Consider the following 13,058-nt stretch of genomic DNA (forward strand, 5'->3'; position numbering starts at 1 on the left):
ACATGCTGGTCGACACCAACGTGCTGGTGGATCTGCTGGAGGATGACCCGGAGTGGGCCGACTGGTCCGTGGCCCAGTTGCGTGCCCAGTCGCAGTTGCACAAGCTGTGCATCAACCCGGTCATCTACGCGGAACTGTCGCTGACCTTCAGCACCTTCGAGGCGCTGGACGAGGTGCTCGATTCGCTTCGGCTCCCGGTGATCGAGTTGCCCCGCCCGGCACTGTTCCTGGCCGGCAAGGCCTTCGCCCAATACCGTCGACGTGGCGGAACCAAGGCCAACGTGCTGCCCGACTTGTTCATCGGGGCGCATGCGGCCGTGGCGCGCTGGCCCGTGCTGACACGTGACGCCAGCCGCTACGCGAGCTACTTTCCCACCGTGGCCCTGGTCACGCCGGATTGAGGTTCTGCTGCCGTGCTCACAGGGTGCCCGTGAGCACGATCTGGGCAGCGGCCCAAGCGCCCCTCAGGCCGCCATCGCCTCGGTCTTCGGCTGCCCCAGCGAGCGCAGGACGTCGCGCACCATCTGCGCCCGGTCCTTCGGGTCCTTCAGCTCGCGCTCGATGCGCAGCTTGTCGTTGCCGGCCAGCTTGATGTGCTTGTTCTTCTGGATCAGCCCGATGATGGCCATCGGGTCGATGGGCGGGTTGGGCTTGAAGCTGATGTTGATCACGCCCGGCGCCGCGTCCACCTTGGTCACGCCGTAAGGCCGCGCCAGTACACGCAGGCGGTGCACGTCGATCAGGGTCTGCGTCTGCGGCGGTAGCTTGCCGAAACGGTCGACCAGCTCTTCGAGCAGCGTGTCGATCTGGTCGGTGGTCCTGGCGGTGGCCAGCTTCTTGTAGAAGGACAGCCGCAGGTGCACGTCGCCGCAGTAGTCGTCGGGCAGCAGGGCGGGGGCGTGCAGGTTGATCTCGGTGGTGGCCGACAGCGGCGCCAGCAGGTCGGGCTCCTTGCCGGCCTTGAGTGAGGCCACGGCCTCGGCCAGCATCTCGTTGTAGAGCTGGAAGCCGATCTCCATCATGTTGCCGCTCTGGTGCTCGCCCAGCACCTCGCCGGCGCCGCGGATCTCCAGGTCGTGCATCGCCAGGTAGAAGCCGGAGCCCAGTTCCTCCATGGCCTGGATGGCGTCCAGCCGCTGGGCGGCCTGCTTGGTCAGGCCCTCGATGTCCGGCACCATCAGGTAGGCATAGGCCTGGTGGTGGCTGCGGCCCACCCGGCCGCGCAGCTGGTGCAGCTGAGCCAGGCCGAACTTGTCCGCGCGGCTGATGACGATGGTGTTGGCGCTGGGCACGTCGATGCCGGTCTCGATGATGGTCGAGCACAGCAGCAGGTTGAAGCGTTGGGCGACGAAGTCGCGCATCACCCGCTCCAGCTCACGCTCGGGCATCTGGCCGTGGGCGACGGCGATGCGCGCCTCGGGCAGGATCTCCTGCAGCTTCTGGCGCCGGTTCTCGATGGTCTCGACCTCGTTGTGCAGGAAGTACACCTGCCCGCCGCGCTTGAGCTCGCGCAGCACGGCCTCGCGGATCACGCCGGTGCCCTCGTTGCGAACGAAGGTCTTGATGGCCAGGCGCCGCTGCGGCGCCGTGGCGATGACCGACAGGTCGCGCAGGCCCTCCAGCGCCATGCCCAGCGTGCGCGGGATGGGCGTGGCGGTGAGCGTGAGCACGTCCACCTCGGCACGCAGGGCCTTCATCGCCTCCTTGTGGCGCACGCCGAAGCGGTGCTCCTCGTCGATGATGAGCAGGCCCAGGTTCTTGAACTTGACGCTCTCGCTGAGCAGCTTGTGCGTGCCGACCACGATGTCCACGCTGCCGTCGGCCAGGCCCTTGGCGGCGGCCGTGATCTCCTTGGCCGAGCGGAAGCGGCTCATCTCGGCCACCTTGACCGGCCACTTGGAGAAGCGGTCCACCAGCGTCTGGTAGTGCTGCTCGGCCAGCAGCGTGGTCGGCGCCAGGAAGGCCACCTGCTTGCCGCCGGTGACGGCCACGAAGGCCGCCCGCAGTGCCACCTCGGTCTTGCCGAAGCCCACGTCGCCGCAGACCAGCCGGTCCATCGGCTGGGGCGAGATCATGTCCTGGATGACGGCATGGATCGCCGCCTTCTGGTCCGCCGTTTCCTCGAAGCCGAAGTCGTTGGCGAAGACCTCGTAGTCCGGCGCCTGGAAGCGGAAGGCATGGCCCTCGCGCGCGGCGCGGCGGGCATAGATGTTCAGCAGCTCGGCCGCCGCATCGCGCACCTGCTCGGCCGCTTTGCGCTTGGCCTTGTCCCACTGGCCGCTGCCCAGCTTGTGCAGCGGCGCCTCGTCGGCGCTGACGCCGGTGTAGCGGCTGATGAGGTGCAGCTGGCTCACCGGCACGTAGAGCGTCGCCTTGTCGGCGTATTCCAGGTGCAGGAATTCCTGCAGCAGCGGCTTGCCGTCCGGCCCTGTGCCCTGGCCCAGGTCCATGTTGACCAGGCCTTTGTAGCGGCCGATGCCGTGGGCGCTGTGGACGACCGGGTCGCCCAGGTTGAGTTCGGACAGGTCCTTGATCAGCGCATCGACGTCGCTGGTGGCCTCCTGCCGCTTGTTGCGGCGGCGGCCGCTGCCGGTGCCCGTGGCAAAGAGCTCGGTCTCGGTGACGAAGTCGATGCCGGCCTCGTTCCAGGCGAAGCCGGCCGCGAGGGCGGCGGTGGCGATGCCGATCTTCTCGGTAGCCTCGGCCTCGAACTCGGCCAGGGTGTCGAAGGCCGGCGGGTTGACGCCGCTGGCGCGCAGGAAGTCCAGCAGGCTCTCGCGCCGGCCGGCGGTCTCGGCCAGCAGCAGCACGCGGTGGCGGGTGGCCTGGATGTGCTCCTTGAGGCGGGCGAGCGGGTCGTCGGCGCCACGCACGGCGGCCATGGGGGGCAGCGGTGCGAATTCGGGGAAGGCTTCGACAGGCTCAGCCTGAGCGGATGCAGGCCGCAGCGACAGTTGGCGGTGCGGCTTGGTCTGGCCGTAGAAATGCTCGGCATTGAGGAACAGCGCCTCGGGCGGCAGCACGGGCCGCTCCGGGTCGCCGTGGGCCAGGCGGTAGCGCTCGCGCGTGTCCTGCCAGAAATGCTGGAAGGCGGCCTCCAGGTCGCCGTGCAGCACCAGGGTGACGGAAGAAGGCGCATCGCCGTCGCGGCCTTGCGCGCCGGCGCCCGCCAGGTAGTCGAACACCGTCGCCGTCTGGTCGAAGAAGAGGGGCAGGTAGTACTCGATCCCGGCGGTCGCCACGCCGTTGCCCATGTCCTTGTAGATGCGGCTCTTGGTCGGGTCGCCTTCGAGCAGTTCGCGCCAGCGGCTGCGGAAATGCGCCCGGGCGTCGTCGTCCATAGGGAATTCGCGGCCGGGCAGCAGGCGCACCTCGGGCACGGGGTACAGGCTGCGCTGGCTGTCGGGGTCGAAGGTGCGGATGGAGTCGATCTCGTCGTCGAACAGGTCGACGCGGAAGGGCTGCGGCGAGCCCATCGGGAACAGGTCGATCAGGCCGCCGCGCACCGCGTATTCGCCGGGGCTCACCACCTGCGTCACATGGCTGTAGCCCGCCAGCGTGAGCTGGGCCTTCAGGCGCGCCTCGTCCAGCTTCTGCTTGGTGCGGAAGTGGAAGGTGTAGCCGGCCATGAAGCCCGGCGGCGCCAGGCGGTAGAGCGCCGTGGTCGCCGGCACCAGCACCACGTCCACCTCCTTCTGCAGAATGCGCCAGAGCGTGGCCAGGCGTTCGCTGATCAGGTCCTGGTGCGGCGAGAAGCTGTCGTAGGGCAGCGTCTCCCAGTCCGGGAAGACGGCGCAGCGCAACTCGGGCGCGAAGAAGGCCAGTTCGTCCGTCAGGCGCTGGGTGTCGGTGGCGTCCGCCGTGAAGATGGCGGTCGTGCGACCGGCCGACTTTTCACGCAGTGCCAGCCGAGCGAGCAGCAGTGCATCGCTGGAGGAGGGCGGACGGGGAAGGGTGAAGCGTTTGCCGGGGGAGAGGGCGGGCAGGTCCATGCGGGGGCGGCACCAAAGGCGGACCCTCCCGGCCGCAACGGCGGGGAGGGCGAAGCGGGCAATTTTAGAATGCGGGGCTTTTCCCTGGACGGGGCCGGCCCGGTCGCCGCTCCGTCCGCGCAGAACCGGTCGACTCCCCCCCATCCGGTTCGCGCTGAGCTTGTCCACGTGCCGTGCCCGCGGCGCCCCCTCCCACTGTTGCCCGTCCCGTTCCCGCCCGCCTCGCCCATGCCCTTGCCGCCGCCGCGCCTGTTCGTGCTCATCCCCTGCGCCGGGACGGGCTCCCGCTCCGGCGCCGCCGGCCCCAAGCAGTACGAGCCGCTGGCAGGACGGCCGCTGGTGGCGCACACGCTGGACGTCTTCCGCGCCCTGGGCGACCGGCTGGCGGCCATCGCGCTGGTGGTGGCGCCGCAGGACGAGCGCATCGCGCAGGTGCTGCCGGGCTTTCCGGGCCCCGGCGAATGGCTGCTGCGTGCCGGCGGCGCCACGCGCGCGCAGAGTGTGGCCCAGGGCCTGGGCGCCCTGCGGGAGCAGGCCGGCGCGCTGCCGCACGACTGGGTGCTGGTGCACGACGCCGCCCGCTGCCTGCTGCAGCCCACGCAGGTCGATGCGCTCATCGGCGCCTGCGAGCACGACGCCGTCGGTGGCCTGCTGGCGCTGCCGCTGCCGGACACGCTCAAGGCCGCCACGGCCGACGGCCGCGTGGCCGGCACCGTGACCCGCGCCGACAAGTGGCTGGCCCAGACGCCCCAGATGTTCCGCATCGGCCTGCTGCAGGAGGCGCTGGCGCGCATGGGCGACGCGGTGACCGACGAATCCAGCGCCATCGAAGGCCTGGGCCTGACGCCGCGGCTGGTGCCGGGCAGCGCCCAGAACTTCAAGGTGACCTTTCCCGAAGACTTTGCCGTGGCGGCAGCGGTGCTGGTGGCCCGCAGCGGCACGGCCATGCCATGACGAGCCTCCACCCGATGACCCACGCCGCCGACTCCGACTTTCCCTTCCGCATCGGCGAGGGCTGGGACGTGCACCAGCTCGCCGCCGGGCGCAAGCTGATCCTCGGAGGTGTGGAGGTCCCTCACACCGTCGGCCTGCTGGGCCATTCCGATGCCGACGTGCTGCTCCATGCCATCACCGACGCGCTGCTGGGCGCGGCGGCGCTCGGCGACATCGGCCGGCACTTTCCGGACACCGACCCGCAGTTCCGCGGCGCCGATTCCACGGTGCTGCTGGCCGAGGCCGCGCGGCGCGTGCGCGAGCGCGGCTGGGCGATCGGCAACGTGGACAGCACCATCGTGGCCCAGGCGCCCAAGCTGGCGCCGCACATTCCGGCCATGTGCGCCCGCATCGCCGAGGTGCTGGCGCTAGCACCGGGCCAGGTCAACGTGAAGGCCAAGACGGCCGAGAAGCTGGGCCCGGTGGGCGAGGGCCGGGCGATGGAGGCGCGGGCGGCGGTGATGCTCTACCGCGCGCCCGCCACGACGGCCGGGATCAGCGGCAGCTGAAGTTCGCCGCGTCTTCGATGCTGCCGCTGCCGTTGTAGCGCGCCTGCTTCGGATAGGCGCACAGCGGGCGCGTGCGACCGGGCCAGGTCACGTCCGGGTTCTCGGGCCGGGCGCGGGCCACGATGCGTTCGGGCGGTTGGCCCTTCTCGACCCAGTTCACCAGCGCCGTCAGGCCGTCGTACTGGTCGGTGGCCGGCCCGCCGCTGCAGTGGGCCATGTTGGGCACCGTGAACAGCCGGGCCATGCCGTCGGTGGCGGCGCCGTAGCGCTGGCGCAACTGGCCGAGGTAGCGCACGGTGTCGGTCACCGAGAACACCGGATCGCTCACGCCGTGGAAGAACAGGATCTTGCCGCCATGGCGGGCATAGGCGTCCACGTCGGGCGAGTCGGCGGCCACCATGCGCATGGCGGACTCGCGGAAGGCGCCGTCGGTGGCGTACACCTTGGCCGTGTCGCGCTGCGGATCGAAGCCCATCGCATAGACCCAGAAGTCGCTCGTCACGGTCGGTGGCGTGGTGAAGAACATCGCCAGCCCGCCGGTCATCAGCGTGAGGTTGCGTGCATTGGCCGGGCCGCTGGTGGCGTCGCCGAACTTCCAGCGCGTCCAGTCGGCCGAATGCAGGCCGGCGTCGAACACCCAGTCCGAATAGACGGGCTTGCCCTGCGCGTCGCGTGCACCGGCGAAGGAGCGTTGCAGCGCCTCGACCTGCGCCGGGCCCAGGCAGGCGTCCGTCTTGGCGCCGGTGCAGCGCAGCACCTCGGGCTTGAACTGGCAGGCCGGCCAGTTGTTGACCATGCCGTCGGCCAGGCCGTCCAGTGCATCGCACTGGCGCAGCACTTCGCGCGTGAGCAGTTTCATGTCGCCGGGCGAGAAGGCCTTGGCCAGCACCGGCCGGCCGTCGGGGCCGGGCGGTGCCTGCTCGGCCGCGGCGCGGGCATAAAGCTGCGTGTCGTACACCGCCTGCACCGAGGCCAGCGGTACGCGGTACGCCGGTGCCGAGGCGATGACGCCGTCGAACATCTCCGGATAGCGCTGCGTCATCATCATGGCCTGTCGCCCGCCGTTGGAGCAGCCCACGAAGTAGGAGCGCTGCGGCGCCTGGCCGTAGTGCGCGCGGATCAGCGTCTTGGCCACGCGCGCCGTCTGGGCCATCGAGTTGTAGCCGTTGTCGGCGCGGGCCTGCGGGTCCAGCCCGAACTGGTAGGGGCCGTTGGGGCCAGGCTCGTTGAGGTGGCCGGTGTCGGTGAAGGCCACCGCATAGCCCTGCATCAGCGCATTGCTGGTGTTGCCGCCGCCGGTGAGCACGCCGATGGCATCGCGCAGCACGCCGTCGGTGCCGCCGCCGCCCTGGAAGAAGAAGCGGCCGTTCCACTGGGCCGGCAGGCGCAGGTCGAAGCCGATGGCGTAGGGCTTGCCGTCCAGGCCGGTGCGCTCGGCGATCCTGCCCTGCACATGGCAGTGGGCTGGCACCGGCGCAGCGGAGCCGGGGGCGCCGGGCTGGATGCCAGTGAGGTTGATGGTGCCGGCGGCGACTTCCTCAGTCAGCGTGAGCCGGCCGCCGGGCGGCACGGCCCGCGCGAGTTGGGCACAGGCCAGCGGCGGGGTCGCTGCTTGTGCCGCAGGCGGTGCGTCGACCGGGCTGCCGCAGGCGCTCAGCAGCGCGGCGCCCGCAGCCGCCATGCCGAATCCGACAGTGCAGCGCACGGCTCAGTCCGCCTTGAAACCGGTGGCTTGCACGGCCTTGCCCCAGGTCACGGTGTCGGCCGCGATGATGTTGCCGAACTCCCTGGCCGTGGTGCCGGTCACGCTGAAGCCGGCGTCTTCCATGCGCTGCTTGCCGTCGGCGGACTGCATGGCGCGGCGAATGTCGGCTTCGAGCTTGGCCAGCACGTCGGGCGGCGTGCGGCTGGGCGCCACGATGCCGAACCAGGACTGGAACACCAGTTGGCCGTAGCCCTGTTCCTTGAAGGTGGGCACATCCGGCAGCAGCGCGGCGCGGGTCTCGCCGCTGGCGGCCAGGGCCACCAGCTTGCCCGCCTTGACGTTCGGCGCAGCCAGGCCGACGCTGGCGAAGGCGCCGGCCACGTCGCCACTCATCAGGCCGGCCAGCGCATCGCCGGTGTTGCGGTAGTGCACCGCCTCGGGCTTCACGCCGATGGCGTCGCCGAAGATGTAGGCGCCGAAGTGCCCGGGCGTGCCGGCACCGAAGGTGCCCATGAACAGGCCCTTCTGCTGGCGACTCCAGTCCACGAACTGCTTCACGTCGCGCGCCGGCACCTTCTGCGGGTTGACCACCAGCATGAAGTTGCTGGTGACGACTTGGCTCACCGGAGCGAAGTCCTTCTTCGGGTCGTAGGGCAGCTTGGTGTAGCTGCTGGGCGCGATCGACAGCTGGCCGGTCTCGCCCAGCATCAGGGTGTAGCCGTCGGGCTGGGCGCGCGCGGCCTCGCTGGCGGCGATGGTGCCGCCGGCCCCGGGCTTGTTGTCCACCACCACGCCGACGCCGTTCCAGCCCTCGGAGAGCTTCTGGGCCAGCAGGCGCGCGACGATGTCCGGGCCGGTGCCGGCCGGGAACCCCACGATCAGCCGCACCGGCCGGCTGGGGTAGGCGCCAGTCTGGGCTTGGGCGCCGGTCCAGGCGGCGGTCAGGGCGGCCGTGGCGGCGAGCAGGCGGAAGGACGTGCGGAATCGGGTCATGGGAGTCTCCTTGGAAGTGTTCTGGGTGAGGGCGGGAGGGCGGCGGCGAAGCCAATGTTGCGACGCGAGCGTGTCGAGCAGGCCAGTCCAGGGCAGCCGCGGAACTGGCTCGGCCAGGCCGCGGGGTGCGCCCCCCTCCAAGCCGAAGGCGCAAGAGAGGGGGGAGCCGCGAAGCGGCATGGGGGGTGGTTCACGTCAGCACGAAGAAGCGCATGGCCACCTGGGCCGGATGCCGCACGCCGCTGCCGACGAACAGCCGCTCGGTGATCCAGCGCAGCGCGGGCGAATCGGTCTCGAAGGTCGGCGTGCAGCGGAAGTACACCTCCGACGGGTGCACCGGCTCGCCGCGCATCAGGCGGGCCATCACCTCGGGCGCGGCGGCGCGCACGGCATGGTTCTGCACGTAGATCAGGTCGCCGGCGTCGGTCTCCATGCCGTAGCGGGCATCGAGCACCGAGCAGCCGTCGGTCACGAAGAGCTGAAAGTCGGCGCCACCGGGCAGCACCCGCGCCGTCCAGCCCTCGCCGCGCGCCGTGCCGCCCAGGATGGGCACCACGCGCCGCAGGCCCTGCGCGCCACGGCCGAGCACCAGCGGCTGGCCCACGTCCACCGCCACTTCCGCAAAGTGCGACAGGGTGGGCGGCGCCAGGGGATCGTTGTCGGACATCATCATTTGTCTAGCGTAAGTCCCGTGGCGGCGGCGCCTCGTCATCCCAGAAGATGACGGACTTCCCCCAATGCCGCCGCCCTCCCGCCTGCCATGAGAACCTGGAGCCCCGCCCTGCCTGCCGGCGAGAGCGCCCATGCGCTGCTGGCGGCGCGCATGCCCGAGGTGGTGCCGGCGCTGGGCGACGCCGCCTTCGGCCCGCGGCTGCTGCAGGCGGTGGCGGCGACGCTGCCGGTTGCCTCCTTCTCGATCTACCGCACGGGGGCCCGACCCGCCATCTTCATCAGCGGCAGTCTGGGCGTGCCCGACACCACGCGCGACTGCTGGCGGGCCTACCTGTCGGGCCCGGTTCAACACGACCGTACCTTCCGCGACGGCGAGACCGCGCCGCTGCGCATGTGCCACATCACGGCCGGCGAAGTGCCCCCCGAGCACCGGGCCAAGGTGTACGACGCGCACGGCGTGCGCGAGCGGGTATCGGTGGTGGAGCGCGAGCCTTCGGCTGACGGCGCCCTCTTTGCCGTCAACTTCTACCGGCACGACGGGCAACGGCCCCTGGCCGATGCGCAACTGGCCGATTTCGGCGAGGCCGGCGCCCTGTTGATGGCCCTGGCGCGCAAGCATGTGGTGCTGGCGTCGCCGCCGCAGGAGGCGGCCGGGCAGGCGCAGCGGCTGCTGGCCCATTGCCCCGAGCTGACGTCGCGGGAGCTGGAGGTCTGCCTGCGCTTGTTGCGTGGCATGACCCAGGAAGGCATCGCTGCCGACCTCGGGCTGGCACTGCCGACCGTCAAGACCTACCGCAACCGGGCCTTCGCTCGGCTGGGTATCCATTTCAGGAGCGAGCTCTTCGCCCTGATGCTGGAGGCTGGAGAGGGCGCCGCCGCAGCGCGCTGAGTGCGGCAGCCGACGTCCTCGTTTTTGTTCTTCAGGCCTGCTCGGCGCTGGCGGCGTCCAGCCGGGCGATCTGAGCCGGGTCCAGCTTGAGTTGCGCGGCGGCCACCAGCTCCTGCAACTGCTCCAGCGACGTCGCGCTGGCGATGGGCGCCGTGATCGACGGGCGGGCGATCTGCCAGGCAAGGGCGACCTGACCCGGCTTGGCGCTGGTCTCGGTCGCCACCTCGTCCAGGGCCGCCAGGATGCGCCGGCCACGGTCGTTGAGGTAGGCGGCCACCGCGCGCTCCCCGCGGGTGCTGCGGGACGCATCCTCGGCGCTGCGGTACTTCCCGGTGAGGAAGCCCATCGCCAGCGCGAAGAAGTTGATGACGCCCAGCTGCTGCGCCTGGCACAGCGGCTCCAGCTCGGCCTCGTACACCGCGCGGTCGTAGAGGTTGTAGAGCGGCTGCAGGCTTTCGTAGCGCGGCAGGCCCAGGCGCTCCGAGATGGCCAGCGCATCGGCCAGACGGGTCGCCGTGTGGTTGGAGGCGCCGATGGCGCGCACTTTGCCCGCCTTGATCAGCTCGGCATAGGCGCCCAGTGTGTCCTCGAAGGGCGTCTCGGCGTCGTCGTCGTGCGACTGGTACAGGTCGATGCAGTCGCACTGCAGCCGGCGCAGCGACGCCTCGACCGCTTCGCGGATGTAGCGCGGCGACAGGCCCTTCTTGCCTTCGCCCATCGGCTTGCCGACCTTGGTGGCCAGCACGATGCGGTCGCGCTTGCCGGAGGCGCGCAGCCACTTGCCGATGATGGTCTCCGACTCGCCGCCAGTGTGGCCCGGCACCCAGATGGAATAGACGTCGGCCGTGTCGATGAAGTTGAAGCCGGCGTCGACCCAGGCGTCGAGCAGGCGGAAGGAAGTGGCCTCGTCCACGGTCCAGCCGAAGACGTTGCCGCCGAAGGCGAGCGGGGAGACCTGGAGGCCGGAACGGCCGAGTGGGCGCAAGTTCATGTCTGGACAGTGGAAGAAGGAGGCGCGGGGCGCCGGTCGCTGGCGGCCGCCGGCGTGCCCTGGGCACGCAGCAGCCGGATATGGGCCGCGAAGCCGCGACCCGGGGTGCTGGTGAGCGCGAAGGTGCCGCCCATGCGTTCGATGTTCTTGGCGACGATCGACAGGCCCAGGCCCGCGCCCGCCGCGGACGTGCGGGCCGTGTCGCCGCGGAAGAAGGGCTTGGTCAATTGCGCCAGCATGACCGGCGCCACGCCGGGCCCATGGTCGCGCACCTTGATGAGCACGGCCGTCGGTTGGGTCTGCGCATGGATGTCGATTTGCGTGACGTTCATGCCGGGTGTGCGACCGTAGCGGCGGGCGTTCTCCAGCAGATTGGACAGCACACGCTTGAGCTCCACTTCGTCGGCCATGACCATGGCGTCGTCGGGCACGCTGATCTGGATCTCGACATCGTCCTGGTCGCGCACCGGGAACACGCTGTCGGCCACCACGTCGCTCAGTCGCAGCGGCTGCAGCCGCACGTGGTCGGGCCGCGCATAGTCGAGGAACTTGTCGATGATGCCGTCGAGCTGGGCGATGTCGGCTGCCATGTGGGCGCGGGCGTCCTCGTCGGCCACGCTCATCTCGGTCTCCAGCCGCAGACGGGCGAGGGGCGTTCGCAGGTCGTGCGAGATGCCGGCCAGCATCACGGCGCGGTCCTGCTCGATCTTGGCGAGCTGGTCGGCCATGCGGTTGAAGCCGATGTTGACGGCCCGGATCTCGTTGGTGCGTGCATGCTCGTCGAGGCGGTGGGCCTCGTACTCGCCCTCGCGCACCTGCGTGGTGGCGCGCGACAGCTGCTTGAGCGGGCGGTTGATCAGCCGCGTGATCAGCGCCGAGCCCGCCAGCGACATCATGCCGGCGGTGATGAACCAGGCCAGCCAGGTCCGGCCGCCGACGCGCGAGAAGCGCGCCGGGTCGAGCAACAGCCAGTACTGGTCGCCGTCGATGCCGAAGCCGATCCACAGCCCCGGCTCGCCGTTGACCTCGCTCGCGATGGTGGTGCCTTCGCCCAGGCGGCGGATCAGCTCGTCGCGCACGCGGCGGTCGAGCGCGCGGTCGGTGTAGCCCTCGTAGCGGTCGCGCGGCTCGCGCGGAACGATGCGCACGCCCTCCTGGTCGGCCAGGGTCTTGATCAGGGAGACGCGGGTGATCGCGTCGGAATAGACCAGCGCCGCGCGCGTCAGGTTGACGAGCGAGGCGATCTGGTGCGCGGTCTGGACCGTCCGAGGTTCGTCCTCGAAGGCACGGAAGGTCTGCAGCCAGCCATAGATGCAGCCGAGCAGCAGCAGCACCAGCAGGAAGAAAGTGCGCCAGAACAGGCTGAAGCCGAGGCGGAAGCGCGTCTGCGCGCGCACCCGCTCGGACATCTCGAGCGGGGAGGGCAGGGTGCCCTGGATGGAATCGGGCGGGGGAAGCGCCCGCCCCGAAGCGGGGCTGGCTGGGGCCGCAGGGGGCACGGTCAGGCGTTGCCGTCCGGCACGAAGACGTAGCCCACGCCCCAGACCGTCTGGATGTAGCGCGGTGCGGCGGCATCGGACTCGATGAGCTTGCGCAGACGCGAGATCTGCACGTCGAGGCTGCGGTCGAAGGGCTCGAACTCGCGGCCGCGGGCCAGTTGGGCCAGCTTCTCGCGCGACAGCGGCTGCCGCGGGTGGCGCACCAGCGCCTTGAGCATGGCGAACTCGCCGGTCGTCAGCGACAGTTCCTCGCCGTCCTTGCGCAGCGTGCGCGAGCCCAGGTCGAACTCGAAGGGGCCGAAGGACACCATCTCGTTCTCGGAAGATGGTGCGCCGGGCGCCTCCTGCGGCGGCCGGCGGCGCAGCACGGCATGCACGCGGGCCAGCAGTTCGCGCGGGTTGAAGGGCTTGCCGAGGTAGTCGTCCGCACCCACCTCCAGGCCGACGATGCGGTCCACGTCCTCGCCCTTGGCGGTGAGCATGATGATGGGCGTGCGGTCGTTGGCCGCACGCAGCCGACGGCATACCGACAGGCCGTCCTCGCCCGGCATCATCAGATCGAGGACGATCAGGTCGACCGTGTCGCGCAGCAGGATGCGGTTGAGCGCCTTGCTGTCCTCCGCAACGATCACCTCGAAACCTTCCTGCGTCAGGTAGCGGCGCAGCAGGTCGCGGATGCGGGCGTCGTCGTCGACGATCACGATCTTGTCGGTACGGGTCTGGTTTTGAGTCATAGGTACGACATTCCTCGGGAGCAGATTTGTAACAGAGCCGATTGTGGAGGTCGAGTTCACCGATTCTTGGACCCCATCGCT

The 13,058-nt window shown here is 70.3% G+C and carries 11 protein-coding genes; 4 read left to right on the forward strand and 7 right to left on the reverse strand.

The window, feature by feature from the left end; genetic code table 11:
- The first annotated feature begins 2 nt into the window (after positions 1–2).
- A complete protein-coding gene (locus tag DFR41_RS25015; RefSeq protein ID WP_114804733.1) occupies positions 3–401 on the forward strand; it encodes a type II toxin-antitoxin system VapC family toxin in 399 nt (132 codons plus the stop codon).
- A 63-nt stretch (positions 402–464) separates the two neighbouring features.
- Here the strand turns inward: DFR41_RS25015 and mfd are convergent, their stop codons facing one another.
- Positions 465–3,992 (reverse strand): transcription-repair coupling factor, encoded by a 3,528-nt coding sequence (mfd, locus tag DFR41_RS25020; protein ID WP_114804734.1) that lies wholly within the window; start codon positions 3,990–3,992, stop codon positions 465–467.
- Positions 3,993–4,220: 228 nt separating this feature from the next.
- Here mfd and ispD point away from each other — a divergent pair, with 228 nt between their 5' ends.
- Together ispD and ispF are read left to right on the forward strand one after the other, a co-directional pair.
- Positions 4,221–4,946 carry a 2-C-methyl-D-erythritol 4-phosphate cytidylyltransferase gene (ispD, locus tag DFR41_RS25025; protein WP_114804735.1) on the forward strand — a complete coding sequence of 242 codons (726 nt, stop codon included), beginning with the start codon at positions 4,221–4,223 and terminating at the stop codon, positions 4,944–4,946.
- Positions 4,947–4,960: 14 nt separating this feature from the next.
- Entirely contained in the window at positions 4,961–5,494 is a 534-nt protein-coding gene (ispF, locus tag DFR41_RS25030) for a 2-C-methyl-D-erythritol 2,4-cyclodiphosphate synthase (protein WP_114804736.1), read from the forward strand.
- Here the strand turns inward: ispF and DFR41_RS25035 are convergent.
- The 3 genes from DFR41_RS25035 to DFR41_RS25045 form a co-directional block, all read right to left on the reverse strand.
- The gene (locus DFR41_RS25035) at positions 5,481–7,199 is read right to left on the reverse strand and encodes a tannase/feruloyl esterase family alpha/beta hydrolase (RefSeq protein ID WP_147284431.1); all 1,719 of its coding nucleotides are present in this window, start codon (positions 7,197–7,199) and stop codon (positions 5,481–5,483) included. The genes ispF and DFR41_RS25035 overlap by 14 nt on opposite strands.
- Positions 7,200–7,202: 3 nt before the next feature.
- Entirely contained in the window at positions 7,203–8,192 is a 990-nt protein-coding gene (locus tag DFR41_RS25040; RefSeq protein ID WP_114804737.1) for a Bug family tripartite tricarboxylate transporter substrate binding protein, read from the reverse strand.
- 190 nt (positions 8,193–8,382) lie between these two features.
- Positions 8,383–8,859, reverse strand: a complete 477-nt coding sequence (locus tag DFR41_RS25045; protein ID WP_114804772.1) for a DUF3237 domain-containing protein — start codon at positions 8,857–8,859, stop codon at positions 8,383–8,385.
- Between the two features lie 93 nt (positions 8,860–8,952).
- Between DFR41_RS25045 and DFR41_RS25050 the strand changes: the two genes are divergently transcribed.
- Positions 8,953–9,753, forward strand: coding sequence for a helix-turn-helix transcriptional regulator (locus tag DFR41_RS25050; RefSeq protein WP_211322659.1), 801 nt, complete (start codon positions 8,953–8,955; stop codon positions 9,751–9,753).
- A 31-nt stretch (positions 9,754–9,784) separates the two neighbouring features.
- Here the strand turns inward: DFR41_RS25050 and DFR41_RS25055 are convergent, their stop codons facing one another.
- From DFR41_RS25055 to ompR, 3 genes are all read right to left on the reverse strand, one after another.
- Positions 9,785–10,744 carry an aldo/keto reductase gene (locus DFR41_RS25055; protein WP_114804738.1) on the reverse strand — a complete coding sequence of 320 codons (960 nt, stop codon included), beginning with the start codon at positions 10,742–10,744 and terminating at the stop codon, positions 9,785–9,787.
- Positions 10,741–12,153 (reverse strand): sensor histidine kinase, encoded by a 1,413-nt coding sequence (locus tag DFR41_RS25060; RefSeq protein WP_114804739.1) that lies wholly within the window; start codon positions 12,151–12,153, stop codon positions 10,741–10,743. Before DFR41_RS25060 ends, DFR41_RS25055 begins: the two co-directional genes overlap by 4 nt.
- A 92-nt stretch (positions 12,154–12,245) precedes the next feature.
- The gene (gene ompR / locus DFR41_RS25065) at positions 12,246–12,977 is read right to left on the reverse strand and encodes an osmolarity response regulator transcription factor OmpR (protein WP_017759953.1); all 732 of its coding nucleotides are present in this window, start codon (positions 12,975–12,977) and stop codon (positions 12,246–12,248) included.
- Between the last annotated feature and the right edge of the window lie 81 nt (positions 12,978–13,058).

The organism is Pseudacidovorax intermedius (assembly GCF_003350475.1).
Taxonomy (GTDB): Bacteria; Pseudomonadota; Gammaproteobacteria; order Burkholderiales; family Burkholderiaceae_C; genus Xenophilus; species Xenophilus intermedius.

What these genes read in the sequence shown, in the direction of transcription:
- DFR41_RS25015 (WP_114804733.1), top strand. Translation starts at nt 3, where the DNA reads ATGCTGGTCGACACCAACGTGCTGGTGGATCTGCTGGAGGATGACCCG.
- mfd (WP_114804734.1), bottom strand. Translation starts at nt 3,992, where the DNA reads ATGGACCTGCCCGCCCTCTCCCCCGGCAAACGCTTCACCCTTCCCCGT.
- ispD (WP_114804735.1), top strand. Translation starts at nt 4,221, where the DNA reads ATGCCCTTGCCGCCGCCGCGCCTGTTCGTGCTCATCCCCTGCGCCGGG.
- ispF (WP_114804736.1), top strand. Translation starts at nt 4,961, where the DNA reads ATGACCCACGCCGCCGACTCCGACTTTCCCTTCCGCATCGGCGAGGGC.
- DFR41_RS25040 (WP_114804737.1), bottom strand. Translation starts at nt 8,192, where the DNA reads ATGACCCGATTCCGCACGTCCTTCCGCCTGCTCGCCGCCACGGCCGCC.
- DFR41_RS25045 (WP_114804772.1), bottom strand. Translation starts at nt 8,859, where the DNA reads ATGTCCGACAACGATCCCCTGGCGCCGCCCACCCTGTCGCACTTTGCG.
- DFR41_RS25050 (WP_211322659.1), top strand. Translation starts at nt 8,953, where the DNA reads ATGAGAACCTGGAGCCCCGCCCTGCCTGCCGGCGAGAGCGCCCATGCG.
- DFR41_RS25055 (WP_114804738.1), bottom strand. Translation starts at nt 10,744, where the DNA reads ATGAACTTGCGCCCACTCGGCCGTTCCGGCCTCCAGGTCTCCCCGCTC.
- DFR41_RS25060 (WP_114804739.1), bottom strand. Translation starts at nt 12,153, where the DNA reads ATGTCCGAGCGGGTGCGCGCGCAGACGCGCTTCCGCCTCGGCTTCAGC.
- ompR (WP_017759953.1), bottom strand. Translation starts at nt 12,977, where the DNA reads ATGACTCAAAACCAGACCCGTACCGACAAGATCGTGATCGTCGACGAC.